Source organism: Trinickia sp. LjRoot230 (assembly GCF_964253315.1).
In the GTDB taxonomy this organism is placed as follows: Bacteria; Pseudomonadota; Gammaproteobacteria; order Burkholderiales; family Burkholderiaceae; genus Trinickia.
On record NZ_CAXUQX020000002.1, the window covers coordinates 804,137 to 827,615 of the forward strand.

General features: G+C 60.2%; 7 protein-coding genes. 2 read left to right on the forward strand and 5 right to left on the reverse strand.

Annotation, left to right across the window (positions count from 1 at the left end; genetic code table 11):
* Nucleotides 1-2: 2 nt before the first annotated feature.
* The 3 genes from pbpC to ACSQ20_RS22675 form a co-directional block, all read right to left on the reverse strand.
* Complete coding sequence (pbpC, locus tag ACSQ20_RS22665) at nt 3-2,285, reverse strand: penicillin-binding protein 1C (protein WP_436024431.1); 2,283 nt, start codon at nt 2,283-2,285, stop codon at nt 3-5.
* Nucleotides 2,269-8,346, reverse strand: a complete 6,078-nt coding sequence (locus ACSQ20_RS22670; protein ID WP_436024433.1) for an alpha-2-macroglobulin family protein — start codon at nt 8,344-8,346, stop codon at nt 2,269-2,271. Before ACSQ20_RS22670 ends, pbpC begins: the two co-directional genes overlap by 17 nt.
* Before the next feature lie 225 nt (nt 8,347-8,571).
* Nucleotides 8,572-9,771 (reverse strand): tetratricopeptide repeat protein, encoded by a 1,200-nt coding sequence (locus ACSQ20_RS22675; RefSeq protein WP_436024435.1) that lies wholly within the window; start codon nt 9,769-9,771, stop codon nt 8,572-8,574.
* A 370-nt stretch (nt 9,772-10,141) separates the two neighbouring features.
* On the opposite strand from ACSQ20_RS22675, the gene ACSQ20_RS22680 reads away from it, so the two are divergent.
* Nucleotides 10,142-10,855, forward strand: a complete 714-nt coding sequence (locus tag ACSQ20_RS22680; protein WP_436024437.1) for a hypothetical protein — start codon at nt 10,142-10,144, stop codon at nt 10,853-10,855.
* 85 nt (nt 10,856-10,940) lie between these two features.
* On the opposite strand, the gene ACSQ20_RS22685 is transcribed toward ACSQ20_RS22680, so the two are convergent.
* Nucleotides 10,941-11,315: a VOC family protein gene (locus tag ACSQ20_RS22685; RefSeq protein WP_436024439.1), complete on the reverse strand. Its 375-nt coding sequence runs from the start codon at nt 11,313-11,315 to the stop codon at nt 10,941-10,943.
* Between the two features lie 105 nt (nt 11,316-11,420).
* Entirely contained in the window at nt 11,421-11,858 is a 438-nt protein-coding gene (locus ACSQ20_RS22690) for a hypothetical protein (protein WP_436025821.1), read from the reverse strand.
* Between the two features lie 957 nt (nt 11,859-12,815).
* Between ACSQ20_RS22690 and ACSQ20_RS22695 the strand changes: the two genes are divergently transcribed.
* Entirely contained in the window at nt 12,816-23,477 is a 10,662-nt protein-coding gene (locus tag ACSQ20_RS22695; RefSeq protein ID WP_436024441.1) for a hypothetical protein, read from the forward strand.
* Nucleotides 23,478-23,479: the final 2 nt, after the last annotated feature.

Below are 23,479 nucleotides of genomic sequence, written 5' to 3' on the forward strand. Positions count from 1 at the left end.
CATTATCGTTTCCGCTGGCTCGCTTTGCCTTCGCGTACCGACGCGCCGCGCACTTCGAAATGCACCGAATCGACAATCGATCCGTCGAGATCGACAAGCTCGAGCACATGTCGCCCCGGCCAAGGCAGCCACGGCATGCGACCCTCGCGCCCCAGCGCGTGGCCGTCCAGTCGCCATGTGCTGCGCGTCGACGATCCGCTGGCACGCTCGAAGACGATACGCTGGCGTGCAATGGGAATGTCAGGATCGAGTGCAAACAATGTGCCATCTGTCGGCGTGCCGATACGAGCGGCACCGCGTGCCGCGCCGCTTCCCGATGGCGAATTCAGATCGAGGTCGAGCTCGCGCACCGCATTGCGGGCGCTCGCCGCAAGCCCGACAATCGGCATCTGCGTGCCAGCCAAAAACCATTCATTACGCGGCGGCTCGAGATGCCGTTCGAATGCGATGCGTGTTTGCACGACACCGGCAGGCGCCCGAGGTGCCACGCTTGGCACCTGCCGGTGCAGATAGCCGGCGATGGCAGCCCAGACCGTCGCAGCACCGGTCACGCCCGATACGTCCCACATCGGTTGCCCATCCGCATTGCCGACCCACACGCCAACCGTATAACGCGAGGTGAAGCCGACCGTCCAGTTATCGCGCATGTCCTTGCTCGTGCCAGTCTTCACGGCGGAGAAAAACCGCGTCGCGAGCGGACTGTCGAAGCCGAAGGTCCGTGTGCGCGCGTTGTTATCGGAGAGCACCGTCGTAATGATGTAGCTTGCATCCGCGCTGAAAATTCGGTGCGAAACGCTCGGCGCGTGGCGAAGCAAATCGAACGTGCGCGCGCTCACGCCTCCATTGGCAAGCGCACGATAGGCGTTGGTCAACGAGAGCAGCGTGACATCTGCACTGCCGAGCGCCAGCGAATAACCGTAGTAATCGCCGCTCTGTTCAAGCGGCAGACCCAGCGCGCTGAGCGTCTTCGCGAAGCGATACGGCGTGACCATGACCAGCGTGCGCACCGCCGGCACGTTCAGCGACGAACCGAGCGCAGTTCTCACGCTGACCCAGCCTTTGAAATCCTTGTCGTAGTTCTGCGGGATATAAAGCCCACCGCCCGCCGCGAGATCGAGCGGAGCATCGTCGAGCAACGAAGCCGCGGTGAGTCGTCGCTCTTCGATCGCCTGCGCATAGAGGAAGGGCTTCAGCGTGGAGCCAGCTTGACGGCTCGCGAGCACGGCATCGACCTCGCCGGCGCCCGACAATCGTCCTGACGAGCCAACCCATGCCAGCACATCACCGCTCGCATTGTCGAGCACGACCACCGCCCCGTCGTTCACATTGCGCCGGTGGGGCGGCGCATTCAACTCGATCAGCGTGCGCGTGAGTGTCTCCACGGCAAAGCGCTGAAGCCTTGCATCGAGTGTCGTCACGACGTGCGCGCCCGCACGCGGGTGGACTTCGCTTGCCACACGACGTGCAAAATGCGGTGCCAGCGACTGCGCTTCCGGTGCGATCGACAGCGACGCCGGCGCCGGGCGCGCAAACGCCAGCTGCACGAAGCTCATCAGACCCGCGCAGCGCGCCGGCGCTTTCATATCGCGCAAGATTCGACACGCGCGTGCGCTTACGCGTGAATAAGATACATTCGGCGCACGTATCAGCGCCGCGGTGACAGCCGCTTCGCGCTCGTCCAAACCGGATGGCATCTTGCCGAACAACGTAATTGACAACGCCGACAAGCCTATTGTCTCGCCGCGAAAAGGAACGAGGTTCAAATACGCTTCCAGGATCTGATCCTTGTGCCAGCTTCGCTCGAGCCATAGCGCACTGACAGCCTGGCTTGCCTTCTCCGTGATTGACCGACGCCCCGCATGTTGCGCGTCGTCATCGAGCAACCCGGTAAGCTGCATCGTGACCGTCGATGCCCCGCGCGTGCGGGTGTTCCAGAGATTTCCCCACGCAGCCGCGGCAGCACCTCGCCAATCCACCCCACTGTGTTCGTAAAAGCGCTTGTCCTCCGATACGACGATTGCTTCGCGCAACGCAGGCGAGATATCGGCAAGCGCGACCCACTCGCCGCGCCGCTCGGTGTTATCGATGCGGGTTCGCTCGAGCAGCACGCCGTTGCGCGAGAGCAGCAGCCAATCGGAGCTATGCCATTGCGCGCGCACCTGATCGAATGACGGGAACGCATGCGCTGCTATCGGCATCGAGAGCAGCGCCGCGCACAGCGCCCGAATGCCGATTGAAATGCTGGCGCGGTTCACCGTTCGCCCCAGCTTACTTGGTGGCCGCATGCACGACGACCGGAGCGTTGGGCAGCGCGCCAAACGTCGCTGGCGCATAAAGCGCCTCCACCCGCGTCGGCGGCAAGCCGAACGTGCCGACGTTGTTGAGCCGAATCGTGTACTCGATCGAAAACTTCCCCTTCGGCAAATAGTCGTAGTAAGCACGATAACCGTCGAAATCGCGTTCGACGAATGCAGGCCACGCGCCTTGTTGCGACTTTTCGTCCGCAGTCGCCGCTTCGGAATCGCGACCGAGCCCGGAGCCGAGGATCGTCGCGCCGGCCGGCACGGGATCGTTCACAACGACCCAGGTCATGTTGCTCTGTGCGTCGATGTCGAGATGCACGCGCACAACGTCGCCTCGGGTGGTCCTGCCCTTGACCGCAGGGTCGATCGGCGTCAGGGTCTTGGTGATCCGATAACCCGCCGCAAACGGAGCCTTCAACGCAACTGCTGCAAGGCTTTCGATCGTCGCCCACGGTTTGCCCGCGCCGTCGTGCGTCAATGTCAATGTCGATGCGGCGGACGATGTGCGCGCTTCGCTCGGCCAGGGCAATAATTCAGCGTGCATGTCGGCTGTTTTCGCGGCGGAGGTTGCGGTTGTCGCGGCGGTTGCCGATGCATTATTCGCTGCATTCGAAGCAGCCTTGCCCCACGCAATCGTCTTCACGGTCTGACCCAGTTGCAGCTTCGTCTGACCCGAGACCGGAACGCTTTCGAACACCTTCGAAAAGCGTTCGACTGCGAGCGAGCCCAATAGATTGGATGTCGTTGTCTGCCAGGCACCTCTGCTTTGCAATGCAAGGAGCCCGGCAATCAGACGCGGCATCTCGTCCTTCCAACCGGGCGCATCGACAAACGTCAACGCCGTGCGCGCCGCGTTCGTTTCGGTGCCCGTCATCAGCCACCACAGGTCGTCCGTATCGCCGGTGGAAAACGTGAGCCGCGTGCCCTGATAAGTAAGACGTGCGCGAATGATCTGCTCTACTTGCGCCAGCTTCTCGTCACGCTGCGGCACATCTTTTACGCGCGACAAAACAGCGTAGTAGTCGAGTACCGCCGACGTCGGCCACTGGTTCGGCGCAAGCTCGATCGAACCCAACATGCTCGCGCGCGCAAAACCGTGACGTGACAACGCCTCGAGCGCAGCGAGTTTGCGCAGATCGAGGTCCTTGCGTGGCGCCCAGGTATTGCGCTCGATCCGGCCTTCGACGAAACCCACGAGTCCGTTTTCGAGTTTTCCCCGCACGTCGTCAGGCAACGCAAAGCGTGAGTCGAGTTTCGACGCTTCGTCGGAGACCGAAAGCAAGTAAGCGGTGAGTGTCGGGCTACCCTTGCTGCCGCTGTCGTCGCTAAGCGGGAAGTAGCTCGCGAGGCCATCGCGGTCCACATAAACAGGCATCCGCGCAATCACCGCCTGCCATTGAGCCGCGTCGCGCAAGCCGAGCGCGCGCGATACCTGCTGTTCGAGGCAGCGATACGGATACCGCTCGAACCAACGCCGCACGCCAGGCATTCCGTCGGTGAGCTTCGGCTGGAGCGATACCGCAATGCCGCCGCGCAGCGCGCCCGCCTGTGTCGCCGTGGCATTCGGCGGAGCCGCAACAGGTAGCGAGAAGGTGCCGTCGACCTGCGTGAGCGTCGCCTGCTGCACGGTGATCGGAACAGCATCGGTCACGCGTTGCGTCACTTTGATCGTGTCGGTGGCGTGCGGTGAGCCTTGCTCCGCCGCACCGACACGCCAGGTTAGCGCGGCGGCCGCATTCGCGTCGGAAAGACCATCGGGCGGCGCTACAGTCCACGCGACTTCCTGCGCCGAATCGGGCACAATTTGCACCGTTTGCGGCGGCAACGACAGCCCGGGCACGTCAGGGGTCACGACGACTTTCATCGCTCTCGTCGTCGTATTGCGCAACGTGAACTGCGCTCGGAATTGATCGCCTTCGCGCACGAGTGGCGGCAGCCCTGAGATCAACTGCAGATCCTGAGTACTCCTAATCGATGTGCTGCCGGTGCCGAACTGCCCGGCACCTACAGCCGCAATCGCAACGATGCGGAAGCTCGTGAGCGAATCGTTGAGCGGCACGTCGACGAAAGCCTGCCCGTTCGCATCGAGCGTCACGCGCGGGTTCCATAGCAACAGCGTCTCGAATAGCTCACGCGTGGCACCGCGCCCACCACCGCCGCCAGCAGGAACGGCTTTGCGCCCGAAGTGACGACGCCCGACAATTTCCATCTGGGCCGTCGCGGTCTCGATGCCGTAGGACCGCTGCTGCAGCATCGCATCGAGCACGTCCCAACTTTGGTTCGGCATCAGTTCGAGCAGCGCCTCGTCGACCGCTGCGATCGCAACCTGCGTGCCGGCCGGCGCAGGCTTGCCGCCGGGCAACTGCACTTTGATCTTCACGTGCGCTTTTCCGCGCACGGTATATGACTTCGCATCAGGCGTCACCGACACAGCAAGCCGGTGAGCGGCTGTGCCCACCTTGATTTGCGCGAGCCCGTAACGGAATGCCGGCTTCGACAAGTCGACGAGCGGCGTGGGCGCCTCATACTGCCTGCCCTCGTACCAGAAGGCCCGCGCCCACTCGATCGGCGCTTTCCATCCCCAAGTGAAAAATGAATACCACGGCACTTCGTGAATACGGCCGCGCAGCGCCAGCACCGACACATAAACGTTCGGGCCCCAGGCCTCATTCACTTTCAACTCGACAGTCGGATTTTTGCCATCCAACTTCACAACGTGTGTTTCGATGATGCCTTCGCGTTCGACGGCAACCAGTGCTGTCGCGAAGCGAAACGGCATGCGCACCTGGAACCGCGCGGTCTCGCCCGGTTCGTACGAAGCTTTTTCAGGCAGGACGTCGATACGATCGGTGTTTTCGCCACCGAACCACAGATCCTCCTCGCGCGTGACCCAGACCGACGTCGTTGCGCTCGAGACGTTGCCGTCACCATCTTTGGCCGTCACGATCAGATCGACGTTGCCCGCTTCCTTTAACTTCGCATCGCAGCGCAACAGACCATGGTCGTCGCTTTTGCCACTGCACAATGTGCCGAGGTCCTTCGTTTCCGTGCGGTTGTCATACGCGTAAAAGCCGCCCACCATCCGCTTGCGCGACGAAATGGTGATGCGCGCAATGCCGCGCACTTCGAGCGGCACGTCGGCACGCGGCTTGCCTTGCAAATCAACCGCCAGCGCTTTGACCGGCACCGTATTGCCGACCGATACCCACTGCCCGGAATTCACGCCTGCAACGACCGCGGCCGGCCAAAGCGTTGCGTCGCCGCTGATCGTTTGAACTTCGCCATTCGGGTCGGCAAACGTCGCCTCCGTCACGAGACGCTTCGGCCCATTGACCTGTGGAACGTCCTTGAGCGTGAGGCGTCCCGAGCCATTGCGATCGAGCGTGACGGGCTCCTTGTCAGCAATCAGCTTTGGTGTGTCGTCACCCGACTGCTCGTCGCTGCTTGCCTCGTCGGATGAGGACGCGTTGCTGTCACTGCGTTTCGTGTAAGGCGTAAAGCTGAAGTCGGGATACGTATCGGCAAACGAAACGTTAGTACTCCTTATCAATGCCGATACCTGCACGGGCAGGCCCGATGCACCGCCACCGGACGTATAGTCGATTTGCAACGTAAGCGGCGCCTGCTTCGCGGCAACGAGCGGATGCGTCTTTTCGTCCCGAACGCCTATCGTGCCCTTGAACACGGGCAAACGGAATGCTTCGACACGGAAGTTACCCGACGCGTAGCTTATGTGAGGGGTGCCCAACGCGGTCTGCTGTTCGTCGTTGTCGTTGTCGTTATCGTTAGCGGCGCTGTCAGCGGAGCTACCCGCTTTGCTGTCATCGAGCGACACGCTGTACTCGCCGAGCTTGGCCGCCACCGGAATCGCAAACGTCGAATCAGCCGTGTGATCCGCGGCCCACTTGAGCGGCAGATGCCACGTCATCCCGCTGCCGAGATGGCGAATCGTCACAGTCGATGGATAAGTCTTCGGAAAAGCGAAACCGTGCATTGTTTCCGCACGAATCATGTGCTTCATCGACACCGTCTCGCCTGCTCGGAAAAGCGTTCTATCGAAGACGGTATGGGCTCGCACCGTCTGATCGACGCTCGTATCCGTCGGCACGTTGAAGCGCCATGCTTCGATGCCGCGATTCCAGTCGGAGCGCACGAACGCCATGTCGCGGCCCGTCTTCGGGTCGTCGATCCGCGCGGAGACGAATACGCCATCCAAGCTGTCGTCTTTGCATTCGTGGCGCGGGTTCAATTGCGCGTTGATCGCGAGCAAGCCTTGCGCATCGGTTTTCCCCGACGCCAATTCGTCGCCGTTACAGTCGCTCACGTGAATGTCGGCGTTGGCGACCGGTTGGCCTTTATCGAGGGTGGTCACCCAAACGAGGCTGTTTTCGCGGCCTTGCTTCAAATGCACGCCAAGGTTCGTCACGAGCACGGCGGTGCGCACATACATCGGCGCTTTCTTGCCGAGCAACGACGCGCCAAGTGCGGGCGATGCAAGCTCGATTACATAAAAGCCGGGCTTGGTCACCGGCACGCCGATGACTTCGAACGGCCGTAACAACTTCGGATCGGCCTTCGGCAGCGCAAGCGTTTCCAGATTCGGCTGGCCCGCAAGCAGCGAGAGTGAGCGTACGTCCACCTGCTCGTCGTCCTTGCTTTCAGGCTCGGACCCGTTACGTTTGACGATGACGGGATGCGGATTGCGCGCAAGCAACTCCGGCATGCGCGCATTGATCGCTTCGCGGCTCATCGTGAAGCTATCGAATTGATCGACGTTGCGCATCCAGCGACGGATATCGGTATCGGCTTCCACGCGCAATTTGGTGAACTGCGCATTACCGGCATTCAGCCCGGCGATATGCAGATCGGCTTCGACGTTGCGCAGCGTGACCGGCACGAGCGCCGGCATATTCGGCTCCGCGTAACGTTCGACGATGCCGAACGTGCCCGACGAAAATTTGGCCAGCGGCGGCAGCGGCGCAGTCATCGTCTTCAATGGAAACAGGCCGGCGTTCGAAAGACTGCGGCCGCTGACGTCCTTTAGGTTTGAAGGAAGCTCGATGATGAGGTCCGCCCGCTCGGGCAACGGCGCGGCGAACTCGACGATCGACGTCTGCGGGTCGTGGTCGTCGGCAGAAAAGCTCGGCTCGATTGCCCCATTCGGGCCTTTGATGCGCACGCGTTGCGCGTCGTCGCGCGCAATTGGGGCATTGAACTGCAGGCGCAGCGGACGCAGCGGTGTACAAGGCGCTTTGGCATTCTCGCGCTCGCAGCTGAAACTGACCGCGAACGGATCGCGCACCTTGAAATCGAAACGACGTTCCACATCGTTTGCGATACCGCTCGGACTCGCGACGCCTTTGCCATACACGAGCTGCATTTTTGCGCCGGACGGCAGCGCCTGCTGACATTGCAGTGTCAGCACCCGTGCCGCTTCTTTTTCGAGTGCAAAGCGCTTGAGCAGCGTCGCACGCGTGTTCGCATCGACGTTTTTTACCGGAATGCGATTACCCAACCCGCTTGATTCACACCAAATGTCTTGCTGTACCGACTGCTCGGTTGCAGCGCCATTCAATCGCAATATGAACAGTTGGTCTTCATCGATTTCGCGAGCATGCGGCTCGATGGTCCGAACGAACGGGCCACCTGTTGCGAAGGTGTAATGCTTTGGGCCTTTTAATGCGTTGCCCGCCGACGATTTCAGATCGTCGTTCAATTCCACCGAGCACGCCATGCCCGGCGGCAGGTCGTCGGCGAAGTCCCAGGCCCATGTTTTGTCGTCGATCCAACGCGCCTGCCCTGCACTGGCCGAAGCGTCATTACATTTGACGTGCGCGGGCGGCGGCAAGTCTGGAGCGCCGAAGGCAACCATCGGCTCGTCGAATTTGACGAGCACCTGCCGCACCTTGGCCACCGTGCCTTGCGGCGACACTCGTGTAATGCGAGCGGCCTCGGCTCGCCACGCGGTAGCGGCCATCAGACCGATAACCGCAGCCGTTGCGACGGCCCATATGCATTTTTGTTTGATATTGCGGCTTCGCATCGACCACGCTCCCGAGTTTTCGTTATTCGCGCATCGCGCTTGGCCGCTTAATGGTCGGCAAGCACAAGCATTTAGATTCGTTTTTTGCTCCTGGCAGGGCGTAATCTTGTCAGACCAGTCGATTTGAATCAACTCGGAGCCAGTGGGAGTGTTGCGTTTCGATTGTCAAAACGGAATTTGGCCGGCCGAATGCCAATATATGCATCTAATTGAGAAATGCGCGTGTCAATGCAAATGACACGGCCCAACGGGCCACGCCGCTGCCTCGCGACTGGTAGCTTGCGCGGTGGCCGACGGTTGATGACGCTGCGGCAGTTGCGTTTGCAATTCCAGCGAGGAGGCGAGCGCAGTGCGCGCTTCCTGATGACGGCCGCATTGCGACAGGATCGTTGCCATGGCGGTGAGCGTCGCGAACAAGCGGGGGCGATCGCCCATCGACATCAGCCGCACGTTCGCTTCCTCGAAACAAGCTAGCGCCTCGGACAGACGCCCGGCCGAAGCAAATGTGTAGCCGCGACCGCAGCAAACCATGGCAATGCCCGCGTTCATCCCGCTTTTGGAAAACAGGTTTTCGGCTTCGGTCAACGCCGCCAATGCACCGTCGGTGTCGCCTTGAGCAGCCATCACGTCGGCCAGATTCAAAAGCGCCGTGGCTTCGTCGTCTCGACTTTGCGTGTCGGCGCCCCGCGCGAGGTGCAGCGCGTCCTCGTAGCACTGCTTCGCATGGGCCAAGTCCCCCTTCGCTTCGTAAATCATGCCAAGGCGAAGCACTGTTTGCCCTAGCCCGCGGCAGTCGCCCATCGTTTCGCGGATTTGTCTTGCCTCTTCGAGCAGCGAAAACGCCCGGTCATACTGCGCTTGGTCGAAATACAGGACGCTGATGTTATGAAGCGTCGCGGCCAGCCCGTCGAAATCATCGACCTGCCGACGCAATTCCAGCGAGCGCTCATAGCATTGCATGGCACGGTTCACGTCGCCCATTTCCCGAAGGGAAACCGCCATGTTGTTCAGACCGGTGCCCATGTCCTTGAGCGCACTGGTCCGAGCGAAGCAGGCCAGCGAGCGCTGCAACAATTCGACCGCTTTGCCGTGATTGCCGATCTGCTGAAATACTCCAGCCATTCGCCCCAACGTCAGGCCCTGACCTCGCACGTCGCCGGCGCGCTCGCGCAATTGAAGCGCCTCCTCATACGATTGAACGGCACCCACATGGTCCGCCAGCAAGAACCTAAGAAAACCGACAGCGTGTGCGCCGTTTCCCGCACCGGCCCAATCGCCCATACGGGTTCGCAGCGCAACGGATTGCAGTTGACAAGACAACGCTTCGCTGAATTCGCCGCCCATGAAATGTCCGTCCGCCGCGGCTTCGAGTAGCGCAGCGCGCTCGGCGTCGGCCGGTTGTGCGTCGATGGAGGAATTTGGCATACGACAGCCCGTAGTGTTAAGCAAGTCCTTATAGCGTGCCGCGGGACAACGTGCCGGCAAATTACGAAGCGTTTTGCGGCAGACCGAATTTTCGTTTTGCAGAGCATCGAGGATGCGTGGCGCACCTTATGCGTTTTGACAACGTTCGCGGCCACAGATACTGCTTCGCAGCCTGTCAAAGATAAGGCCGCGGGCTACTTTACTATCGGCTGACCACGTCGATCATGGAGAAGTGCAAATGCCAGCACCAGTAGGCGGTAGTTCGCCTGGATCACAGGGTCATTACCCCGTCGAAGGAGAGGGCGCATTGCGGCCTGAACCGGAACACAGGAGGCGCCCATTCGGCAGCCTAAGCAACGCGCCCTTCCGAATGACACGACCGGACGACCGCGAGCAAAACCCCGCCGACGGCGTGACGCAGGGGGAGCCGCGTCGCGCTCGCTTTGCGCCGAGCTCAGCGGCGCCGCCCGAAGACGTATGGCTAATAACAAAAGGCGATGGCCTCAGAAATCCCACCCAATCCATCGACGAAAATGCAACGCGAGCAGTCAAACTTCGGGGCGAGTTCGGCCCGCGTGCATTGCGGTATGTGCCCGCGTGGGTCGATTCGCTCGATCTCAGCGAATGCTGGGGGCTCACCGCCGCCATGTTTGACGACTTAGCACCGTTGGGTCTCACATCCCTCGACGTGAGTGGACATCCGATCGGCAAGTGGAAAGCAACGGCGGCGCTCGCGCAGTTGCATACGCTGACCTCGCTAACCGCAAACCGTTGCGATCTCGGTGACGCAGACCTGGAGGTCATTGCGACGCTGCCCAACTTGACGTCCGTGTCGTTGCGCCGCAATTCGATCGGCTTGCGTGGTGTCGAGATCATTCTCCAAAACCATCGCCTTCGACACATCGATTTTGCTGACAATGAAGTGGGCACCTTTGGTGCGCTTGCAATAGCAGAAGACGATGTGGTTCGCAGCTGGATTGGCATGAAGGGCAACCATGTCGGTACTGTGGGAACGGATGCGCTCAAGCGACGCATGGATACCGGAGGCGTAGCAATCTCAGGCATTAGCAGCATACCTGGTTGAAGACGTTGGTTTCGACCGGCGAGTCGCGTCGTTTGCCGCGGGTCAAGCAATGCCTGAACGCTTCCCCAATCGTCGTTGCGGCTCCCTATTCGCCGCCACAATACGCTTCGAGCCGATACCCGTCAGCATCAACGACGTAAGCGGCATAGTAATTCGGCCCATAGTCCGCCCGCAGCCCAGGCGCGCCGTTATCCGCGCCGCCCGCCGAGCAGGCCTTCGCATAGAACGCGTTGACGCTGTCGCGGGTGGGCGCCACGAAGCACAGATGCAGCCCCGAGCGCATATCGGGCTCGACGGGATGCTCGCTCACCGAGATCCATAAACCAACCGCCTCCCTGCCATAGCCTAGCGACCCTGCGCTTTCGTGAAGGCATCGATAGCCGAGCGGCAACAGCGCCGCGTCGTAAAACGATTTGGCTTTTGCCAGATCCCGCACACCGATCGAAACATGGTCGAACATTTGAGAGCCCCTTATCCTCGTTAGTACACCTAAGTGATTGTCGAGGCGCTCGTTTGTCGGTTCTTTGCAAAAATTGCGCTGGTGATGATCAGCCAAGGGCCGGTATCAATCCCGGTGACGATACTTGCGATGATGCCTGCCGTTTCGGCCGCCAGAGCGGGAATCGTTCGCATACGCGTTCGAGCGGGAGATATTCCCGCCGAGTGCCGCACCTGCGCCGCCACCCACGGCGGCGCCTACCAAGCCACCCGTGCGCCCACCCATGGCATTGCCTGCTGCTGTACCGGCACCGCCACCCAACGCGCCGCCAACGATCGCGCCCGTTCGCTCTTTGCGGCTCGAGGTAACCGCTCCGCCGGCACCGCCGCCGACAGCGCCGCCGATGACCGCTCCGGTGCTGCCGCCTACCGCGCCGCCTACCGCCGCACCGGCTACCCCGCCGAGCGCGCCGCCTAATGCATTGTTCATATCGCCTGCGCGCGCCGGCACTGACGTTGCGGCGCTGAACGCGGCGAACGCTGTAAATGCCGCGACGGCGACCATCCGACCCACTTTGTTCGACATATAAATAACCTTTCGATTTGATTGCGGCGCGGAGTATACCGAAACGGCGCCTTGATGTGCGTCGCCCATCGGCTCCTGTTCCGTAAGAGCTGTAACAAAGTTCGACGGTCGGATGTCGCCCTCGGTTTGCGGCATCTGGATCACATCGCGTCGCGTGCAGCCCCCCCATCTCGAGCGCATGCGTGGCACCCCTTAAGCGAAATCAAATCCGGCGCAACGCCACCGAACGCGCTCGGCGTCTTTCTCCTAACTTCCAATTTCCGCTTCGACGCAATCGCTCGCGTGTTCAGCTCTTCGCTAGTGGCTCGTGGACGGGGAGGCCTCATCACAGAACACTCGTGCCTCCTTCACCACGTTGGAGCACTCATGCGTCCATTCACTTCAATTACGCTCGCCTCGGAAGACCAAACCACCCATCTGCGCGCACAGCACTTATTGGAATCGCAGTCGGAAGCCGCTAGTACGCAAACGCCGCGCACAACGGCACGAAGCATCACTGGCGCTCTCGCCGCGCTCGAGCATCGCAACGAGACTGTTCGCAACAACGATGATGAAACTCGAGCGCCACACGCGGCATCGAGCCCGGCGCGCAGGAAAATCAAAACGCCAAGCGACCCCTCTGTCAGCCCAAAGCCCGGCGAACCGCCGCCACCTATCGACGGTGGCCCCGGGCTGCCGGGCAACAATGCGGATGACGAACGCTTCCCAGTGGATCTCCAGGCGCTTGCCGGAATCGACGCGGAGCAAGTGGATGTCCGCGCCGCACGAACATTGCCCGAAGTGATAGCGGCCGTTTTGGCACCGCAAGCAAAACGTATTGCTGCGTCGGGGTACAGCGCGCCTCGACCAAGAAACGGACGCGATATCGCCGCGGCATTGCAAGCTGGCGAAACGCTCATTCCATACAGGTTCGCGATCCCTCGCATCCAAAGTTGGATGGGCGAAATCGACCTCATGCGATTGAACGATTGGCACCGCTATCTGGAGCATCCGAACGCCGATGCGATGTTGATGCGCGATCTCTGGATCGCGCATACGCTCGGTCTGATACCACTCGATCTGGCGCCAGCGGGCCACTTCAACAATCCGATTGCCATTCACGAACTCGTTGGCAGCGAATTCAAGCGAGCAGGAAAACCCTTCTCGCGCCCCCATCTGACATGGCATGACCGTCTATCGATCGATTACTGGTCGGCCAAACATCCAGTCGATGCAACACTGTCGCCGAAACAAAACTTTCTCGCATTCGCGCAAACGCTGTGCGATAACGGCGTTATCGGCACCACGAGCCTGACATTCCTCCTTGGTGCTGTCGAAACGTCCATCGCGCGCCGGCATAAGTGGACGCGCATCCCGCTTCAACTCGACGAAGCACTGCTATACCGCGAAATTGTTTCGTCCCTTGCCGCGCGGTGCAAAGCCGGCGACGACGAAGCGTTGCAATATCGCGGGGATGGCGGTCAGATTCGTCTCGCTCGTCAGTTGAGCGACGATAAACGCGTCACGACAAAAAATCTCGGCTTTCTCTTTACGGCCCTCGAACGTGAATGGGCGAAAGTACTCGAATGGACCAAAATCGATCAATCAATTGACGATGCCCACAGCTTTCGCACGGCAGTTGAACAATTGAGAGAGCAGATTCGCGCGAAAGAGCCAGAAGCACTCGGCTACCGCGGTGACAGCGGACAAGTTCAATTCGTCAAAAAGCTAAAGCAAGACGAGCGCATTACATCGACAAACCTTGCATCGCTTTACTCAGCACTCGATCGCGATTGGCTGGAAGAACTAGGTTGGAGCAAAATCGGACTCTCCGTCGACGAAGCGGTGCGGTTTCGAGAGGCGGTTTCACAACTCCTCGCGAAATTAGACGAGAACGATAACATCGCGCAGTCCTACTGCGGTGACGCGGGGCAGATCCGCTTCGTTCAAGCGCTGCGCGAGCAAAAGATAATCAAGTCCGGCCATCTTGTGGCGCTTTACAGTGCGCTCGATCGCGACTGGTTAGGTCGCCTTGGTTGGAGCCGGCTAAGTCTTGCGCTGGATCAAGCAATCCATTGCCGCAACGCGGTGCGCAAACTGGTCGACGGCTGCGCCACGGGAGACGCGCAGTCACTGCAATTCCGAGGCGACAGTGGGCAAATCCGCTTCATGCAGCGTCTTTACGACGAGGGCCACGTCACATCGACAAGCCTTGCGAGAATCGCCAGCGTGTTGGATGAGCAATGGCGCGCCGCGCTGGGTTGGACTGTCGTCAACTTGTCGATCGGCGACGCCATCGCATACCGCAGCATCGTTGAGAACCTGGTTGAACGAGTCGAAGCGCGGGATGACGAAGCGCGTGCATACCTCGGCAACGCTGGACAACTTCGCCTGGTGGAGAAGCTCAGGCGTGAAGGCACGATTGAAGCTCAAAGCCTCGCTCAACTCAGCAGCGCGCTGAATGACGAATGGCGCACGACGCTGGGTTGGACTCGCATCTCGATGGCGTTGGATAGCGCCATCGCCTTTCGCGCAGCCGTGAGCGATCTTGCAACGCGCGCAGGCAATGGCGAGCGCCGTGCGCTCTCATATCGAGGCGATGCTGGACAAATCAAATTCGCGCTTGAATTGCGCAGCAAAAAAGCATTGCCGTCGGACAGCTTCACAGCGCTGAACACCGCGTTGGACAAAGAATGGTGCGCGGCGCTCGAATGGACACCGATGCGGCTGCCGCTCGATGCGGCCGTGATCTTCCGCGATCTCGTGGCCGCGCTTGTCAAGCGTGTTGCAGACGGTGATATCGCAAGTCGCAGCTATATCGGCGACGATGGCCAGATCCGTTTCGTTTCGGACTTGCAAACGAGTCATTCACTGAAGTCGACGTATCTCGCATCGTTGTGGGGTGCTCTCGATCGCAATTGGATCGACGCATTGGGCTGGAGCCGAGTCGAACTGTCGCTCGATGACGCGGGCCAGATCCGGCTAGCCGTTGGCGAACTGGTATCCAGGTGTGTCGAAGGCAAACGCGATGCACTCGCATTCAAAGGTAGCGTTGGGCAAATCCGTTTCATGCAGAAACTGCACACCGAAGGGCGGATATCCTCCACCAAACCCAGCCATCTTCGCACAGCCCTCGATCCGGACTGGCTCGCGGTGCTCGAATGGACGCACATCAATTTGAATTTCGCCGACGCCGATAGCTGGCGCAATGCGGTCGAAGCGCTCATCCGAGACCTGCACGCCGAAGCCGGGCAAGACGGGCTCCTTGCTCGGCTATACACCGGCAACGCAGGCCAGCTCCGATTCGTGTCCGAAATGCGCGACGAAAAGCGTCTCTCATCCGGCGACCTTGCCGCCCTTCATGCGGTGCTGGACGACGCCTGGACAGCCGAACTCGGTTGGAAGGCAATCCGGGTCGGACTTGAAAACGCGCAGCGATATCGGCATGAGGTTGCCATGCTTATCGAGCGCATCGAGTCGGGCGAGCAAGAGGACGTTCGCCTCTACTGCGGAAACGCCGGACAGCTTCGCTGGGCACAGGCGCAGTTCGATGCAGGGACAATCACGACCAAGTGGATGAACGAACTCTTGAGCGCGTTGGACCCGGCGTGGTGCGAGACGTTGGGCTGGTCGACGATCAACTTGCCGGTTGATGAAGCCATCGTTTATCGCGACGCAGTTGAGAACTTAGTCGCTCGATGTGCCGACGCCGATAATGAAGCAATGAGTTATCGCGGCAATGGCGGCCAAATCCGCTTCATTCAACACCTTTGCGACACGGGACGCCTCCAGCCTCGCCGCATCGGCCAGCTATACGGCGCGTTGGATACCGAATGGCGCGCCGCCATGGAATGGTCGGAAATCGACACAACGTTGGACATCGCCAAGGCTTTTCGTGAAGCCGTGCAAGATCTGGTTCGTCGTGTCGCAAGCGGTGACGAACAAGCCGTGCGCTACAAGGGCAACGAGGGTCAATTGCTGTTCATGACGCAACTGCAAAACGATCGCGTCATTGGGCAGGCCAATCCACGGCAGCTTTGGGGCACGGTGGAGCCCGAATGGGCACAGGCGCTCGAGTGGCATCGGCTGTACCGCCCTCGTGCGTCGAAAGCCCCGGACGGCACGCGCGTGAAACCCGGATGGAGCAACGATCCGAATCTGATCGACCTCTCCGCGCTCCGACGCATTCTCCCTGAGGACGTCGATACCACGACCACTTCCCTGCCACGTTTGATCATGACGGCGCTGGCACCCCAACGCGTCCGATTCGCGCGGCACCGTGCGATTGCCCCCCGCACCCTCGAACAGATTGCGGCCGCATTACGTAACGGCGCGACGCTCATGCCCACCGGGGTACGAATACTCACGACGTCAACGTGGTTCGGCGATGTCAATCCTTCGCGATTGAACAACATACAGAACTACCTCGACGCACGTCGCCCTGCTGCTGAATTGTTGAAGGACTTGTGGGTAGCGCATGCGGTGGGCCTGGTGCCGCTCGACCTGCCGCGCAACAACTCGATGAATGCCTCACAGGAACTGCGGCGTGTCGTTGCGCATGCGCTCAAGGAGGCCCGGAAAAAGAGCACCGACGTCAGGGCATCATGGGCAGATCAGTTTTCACTCGATTACTGGATGTCGGTCGAAACATGGTCAGACGACGACAAAACCAAGGAAGGGCAAATCCGCTTCTTGGGGAAGCTCTACGAATCTCGTCGGATTGCTGCTCTCGATCTCGGCCGGCTTTATACCGCTATCGATCCAGAGTGGCTGCGGAAGCTAGGGTGGACTCGCATCAGTTTGCCCGCCGCGCAAGCCGCCGCGGTACGTGACGCCGTTGCGGCACTCGTTGAGCGTTGTACGAGCGGCGATGCACAAGCACTGAGCTTCCGAAACAACGCGGGGCAGGTTCGATTCATGCAGACCTTGCGCGATGCCGGTACGCTGACATCCACTTATCTGAGCGCGCTCTTTGCGGCTCTCGATCGCCGGTGGGTCGCAGTGCTCGAATGGACGCCGATCAATATGCCGCTTGATGATGCCGTCAATCTGCGCGAGGCGGTGCACGAACTCGCGCGGCTTGCCGAAACCGGCGACCCGCGCGCGGATCGCTTCAGAGAAAACCGTGGCCAAATCCGCTTCATCGAGACGTTACGCGACAGCGGCAAGTTACGGTCGACGCATTTGGGCATGACGTATAGCGCACTCGATCGCACATGGTGCGAGGCGCTCGGCTGGAGCGCGATGAACTTGCCGTTGGAGCAGGCGTCGCGCTACCGCGCGGCAGTTGAGCAGGTTGTTGCCGAAATCACGGCCGGCAATGCCGATAGCCAGTGTTACCTCGGCAACGCGGGACAAATTCTATTCGTCGAGCGACTCCGCGACGAAGGCACGTTGACATCGTTCGGCATCGCCCAGCTGCACGGCGTGCTCGATCGGGAATGGGTCCAGCGTCTGGAATGGAACGGCATTGAGTTGCCGCTCGACGAAGCCATTCGCTACCGAACAGCCGTCGCCGAGTTGGTGGATCAATACGCTAGCGGACATGATGACGCGCGCCAGTACGGCGACAATGCAGGGCAACTCCGATTCGTACAAAAGCTCGTCGACGATGGCCTGATCACATCGATGCGGCTCTCGTCATTGACAACCGCGCTCGATCCGAGTTGGATGAACAGGTTGGGCTGGAGCCGAATTCGTTTGTCGCTCGAGCAAGCGTCGTATTACCACGGCGAAGTCCGCGCACTCGTCGATCGATGTATCGCGAATGATCCGACAGCACGCAACTATCTCGGCAATGCTGGCCAGATTCGGTTTGTTCAAGCATTGACAGAAAAAGGCCGGATCACATCGAGAAGCTTGCGTGACCTGTACACCACGCTCGAATCGCGGTGGACGGATGAACTGGGCTGGAATCGCCTCGGCCTGAGCCTCGCCGAGACATTGGCGGTGCGCGACGAAGTCAATGCGTTGGCCCAACGCGTCGCCAGCGACGACGCGCAAGCACTGGATTTTATGGATGATGACGGGCAGTTGCGTTTCATCATGCAGTTACGTGCGAGCGGGAAGCTGGCGTCGGTCATACCGGCGAACTTCTTTTCCGTACTCGACCCCGCTTGGATAAAAACGTTGCGCTGGGGTCAAATTGGAGTGCCGCTCGACACTGCGCTCCAATACCGTACCGAGGTCAAGCGGCTCATTGAACTACTCAATGCGGGGCACGCCGAATCTCAGCACTACACCGGTGATGATGGACAGCTCCGGTTTGTCGCGCGCTGGGCAGACAATGGATCGATGACTGCAGAGCTTGGCGCACTTTATACCGCCTTGGACCGAGTGTGGGTCGATCAACTGCACTGGACAAAGATCGACCTTTCGCTGAATCAGGCTAGACCCTACCGCGATGCCGTGCGTTCGCTCGTCAAACGCTTGGCGGAGCATGACCCCGCGGCAGCTGAGTACATCGGAGACGAAGGCCAAATTCGCTTTGTCACCGAACTAACCGAAGCGGGGCACATGACATCCGGCAATATGGGGGCACTTTATGCAGCACTCGAGTCCGCATGGCGCACCGCGCTCCAGTGGAGGAAAATCGAACTGCCGCTCGATCAAGTGTACGTTTACCGTAAGCAGGTGTTGGAGCTCGTCGAACAGTTGGCGCAGCATGACCATCGCGCGCGCAAATACACCGGGAGAGCGGGCCAAATACGGTTTGTCACCGAACTCATCGACGCAAAGCAATTGACGTCCAGCAACTTGGGACAACTCTTCTCCGCACTCGATTCGGCTTGGTGTGCCGCGCTCGATTGGCGCCCGCTTCGTCTCCCGCTCCATCAGGCACGGGTCTATCGCGACGCCGTACGCGCAGTGATCGGCCAACTGGACGACCCCACCTTCGACGCGCGCGGCTATTCGGGCGTTGCTGGTCAACTGCGGCTTATAACAGAACTGGTCGAATGCGGTCGACTCAGAACGACTCACCCGGGCCAGCTCTTTTCGGCGCTCGAACCCGACTGGAGCAACACGCTCGGTTGGCGCCTGATCGGGCTCCCGTTCGAGCGAGCCACCGCATGTCACGATGCCGTGCGCGCACTGATACAGCGCATGGCGTCCGGAGATGCGCACGCTGAAAACTACGCTGGCGTTGCAGGGCAAATGCGTTTCGCTAGCGATTTCAATGCATCGAGCCAAACAGCGTTGACCACGCTCGACGCGCTCGCCTCGGTTGTCGACGACGAGTGGCTTACGACACTGCGCTGGACATCGGCACGGCTATCGATCAACCAAGCTGCGACATTCAGAGACGAGGTACGCCAGTTGGCCGAACGCGTCGCCGCGGGTGACGCGAAAGCGCGCGGGTACGCCGGGGCAGCAGGACAAATCCGTTTCGTCACCGAGCTACAACAGGCGGGATCGCTCACGTCGACGCAGCTCGGCTCGCTTTTCGCTGTAATCGAGCGCGAATGGTCCACAACGTTGGACTGGAAAATCATTGAGTTACCAATTCAGTTGGCCGTCGAATATCGCGGGGCAGTTCAAGACTTGATCGAACAAATCCGCGCGGGCGACGTCAATGCGGCCCGCTATAGCGGCATCGACGGTCAAATTCGCTTTATTACCGAGCTAAAACAGACGAGGCGATTATCGGCGACGCCCCGCTTGCGCGCGCTTTTCTCCGCACTCGAGCCCGAATGGACTTCGACGCTTGGCTGGCAACCCATCGGGTTACCGTTCGACGACGTGCAGGCCTTTCGCGATGCCGTGAGTACACTCGTCCACGACGTCGGCAATCAAGACAGGGAGGCAATGCAATACATCGGGAACGGTGGCCAAATTCGCTTCGTCGACGAACTCGTCAAAAACAAAAAAATTCAGCGAGCTCAATTAAGCGCGCTGTTTTCGGCCCTTGAGCCCAATTGGCGGTCGACGCTGCGTTGGACCAGCGTCGCGCTGTCTCTTGATCAGGCGCTCGCGTATCGCGATGCCGTCTCTGAACTCGTGGCACGCGTTGACGACAGCGATCCGGAGTCAGCCCAATATGCTGGAACCGCAGGGCAGATCCGATTTGTCGAGCAGCTTCATCGCGCAAAACGTTTGACGACGACCCATCTGGCCGGCCTGTTCGCCGCGCTCGAACCCGCATGGTGCTCGGCGCTCGATTGGCGCTCGATCGCTGTTTCGCTTGAGCAGGCAGTTCTCTACCGCGACGCGGTCCATACCCTGGTGCAACAACTTGACGACCCGAACACCGGTGCAAGCACCTATATTGGCATCGCCGGACAAATTCGTTTCGTCGCCCAACTGCGAGAGCAAGGACAACTCACTGCGACGCACTTGGGTTCGCTCATCACGGCACTCGAGCCCGCGTGGTGCTCGGCTCTCGATTGGCACACCGTCCAGCTTCCGCTGGAGCAGGCCATCGCCTGCCGCGACGCAGTTCAAACGTTGGTTGAACGCGTCACCCGTAAGGTCCCCGAGGCCGACGTTTATAAAGGCGTCGCAGGTCAGATTCGTTTCGCTCGGGAATTGCAGAACGCCGGCCAATTAACGTCGAATAGTCTGGCTGTGCTCGTTCAACTACTCGATGCCGATTGGTCGTCGATCCTTGAATGGCGTTCGATCTGGCTGCCTTTGGAGCAAGCCACGCCGTACCGCGAAGCGGTATCCGCGTTGGTCAGCCGCATTGCCGACGACGATGCGCAGGCAGCCCAGTACATTGGGACGAATGGGCAAATCCGTTTCGTCACCGAGCTACAACAGGCAGGACGGCTCACGTCGACGCAGCTCGCCTCGCTTTTCGCCGTGATCGAGCCCGAATGGTCCGCAACGTTGGACTGGAAAATCATTGAGTTGCCACTTCAGTTGGCTATCGAATATCGTGGGGCGGTTCAAGACTTGGTCGAACGAATCGGTGCGGGCGATGTCAATGCAACCCGCTATAGCGGCATCGCCGGTCAAATTCGCTTCATCACCGAGCTAAAAGAGACGGGTCGATTATCGACGACGCCCCGCGTGAGCGCGCTTTGGTCCGCACTGGAGCCCGAATGGACTTTGACTCTCGGCTGGCAACCTATCGGGTTACTGTTCGACGACGTGCAGGCCTTTCGCGACGCCGTGAGGACACTTGTCCACGACGTCCGCAACCAAGACATGGAGGCGATGCAATACATGGGGAACAGCGGCCAAATTCGCTTCGTCGACGACCTCGTCAAACGCAAAAAAGTTCAGCGAACTCGATTAAGCGCGCTGCTTTCGGCCCTTGAGCCAAATTGGCGATCGACGCTGCGTTGGACCAACGTCAGGGTGGCAGTTGATCAGGCGCTCGCGTATCGCGATGCCGTCTCTGAACTCGTGGCACGCGTTGGCGAGAGCGATCCTGAGTCGGCCCAATACGCTGGAACCGCTGGACAGATCCGATTTGTCGAGCAACTTCATCGCGAAAAACGTTTGACGACGACCCATCTGGCGGGCCTGTTCGCAGCGCTCGAACCCGCATGGTGCTCGGCACTCGATTGGCGCGTGATCGCCGTTTCGCTTCCGCAGGCAGTCGTTTACCGCCACGCGGTCCATACGCTGGTGCAACAACTTGACGACCCGAACACCGGTGCAAGCGGCTATAGCGGTGTCGCCGGACAAATTCGTTTCGTCACGCAACTGCGAGAGCAAGGACAACTCACTGCGACGCAACTGGGTTCGCTCGTGACGGCACTGGAGCCCGCGTGGTGCTCGGCTCTCGATTGGAACACCGTCCAGCTTCCGCTGGAGCAGGCCATCGCCTGCCGCGACGCAGTTCAAACGTTGGTTGAACGTGTCACCCGTAAGGTTCCCGAGGCCGACGTCTATAAAGGCGTGGCAGGTCAGATTCGTTTCGCTCGGGAATTGCAGAACGCCGGTCAATTAACGTCGAATAGTCTGGCTGTGCTCGTTCAACTACTCGATGCCGATTGGTCGTCGATCCTCGGATGGCGTTCGATCTGGCTGTCTTTGGAGCAAGCCACGTCGTACCGCGAAGCGGTATCGACGTTGGTCAGCCGCATTGCCGATAACGATGCGCAGGCAGCCCAGTACACCGGGACAAACGGGCAAATCCGCTTTGTAAGCGAATTGGAAAACGAACGCCTGCCGAAATCGCCCAATCTGGGCTCGCTGTTCGCCATACTCGAGCCCGAATGGTGCTCGGCTCTCAATTGGCACTTCATCCAGCTTCCGCTGGAGCAGGCCATCGCCTGCCGCGACGCAGTGCATACGTTGGTTGAACGTGTCACCCGTAAGGTCCCCGAGGCCGACGTTTATAAAGGCGTGGCAGGTCAGATTCGTTTCGCTCGGAAATTGCAGAACGCCGGTCAATTAACGTCGAGCGGTCTGGTGGCGCTCTTTCAACTACTCGACGCCGATTGGTCGTCGATCCTCGAATGGCGCTCGATCTCGCTGCCTTTCGAGCAAGCCTCGTCGTACCGCGAAGCAGTATCCGCGTTGGTCAGCCGCATTGCCGACAACGATGCGCGGGCGGCCGAGTACATCGGGACAGATGGGCAAATCCGCTTTGTAAGCGAATTGGAAAACAAAGGCCTGATTACATCGCCCAATTTGGGCTCGCTCTTCGCCACACTCGAGCCGCAATGGTGTACCGCGCTGAACTGGCGGAGCATCGAAGCGCCACTCCAAGATGCACAACGCTACCGCGAAGCGACTTCCGAACTCTTGACAAGACTCATCGATTCCGATCCCGAGGCGCAAAACTACATGCACATGGCCGGTCAGATAAGGTTCTTTGCGAACCTCGTCAAAGCGCGCCAGATCGGCTCGCGAAACTCGCGGGGACTTTACGTTGCGCTCGACGAGGCGTGGACCACGCGTTTGAAGTGGCGCCGGCCGACAGCCTCCCTCGCACAAGCCGTCGCCGAGCTTCGCTCGATCACCGCTCAACTGGCCGAGGATACAGTTGGTCCGCGCGCCCTAGTCGTCGACGGCACGCCCGTTCGCGCGGCAATCGACGATCAGGGTATCGTCGTCGACTGGTTCACGCCGAACGGTCTCCCGCGGCGCCTGCAGCGCTTCAATGGAACCATCGTCGGCTATCGCACGAGCAGCGGAGCAGCGCCATCTATCACGATCCGCTTGCGTGCGCCGTTGGGCTATGCGGTGTACAGCTTCGCTTCATACCTCAGCGCCGAGGATTCGCCGGTCGAAGTCACATTCAGAAACGGCGTGCCAGAATCGTTTCGCATTCACGACGATATGGGGCGGCCAAGAACGCTGGCAGCCAACAATGTGCTTTTGAGCGCCGAGCACGCATCGGGCTATCACATGATGCGTGACGGTGATTTCACGAACGATCTTGAAGTCATAGATGCCGGCCCCCGGCCCGATGAAATCGCAGAGCAGCAGGTCGTCGCTCAGAGCCTGCAAGCGCTTTTATTGAACCGTTTTGGCCAAGCGCAAGCGGCCCAATTATTGCAAGTGTTCGCCACATGGGACGAACTCACGCAAGACGAAGGGTTCGATGACGACGAGGCCTATGCGGAAATTAACAACCGCTTCGGCGTCGATCGCGAAACGGTGCTTCGTTTCAAGCGCGAATTGGCCGAGATGCTTGTCGATGCCGAGTTGCATGAGTGACG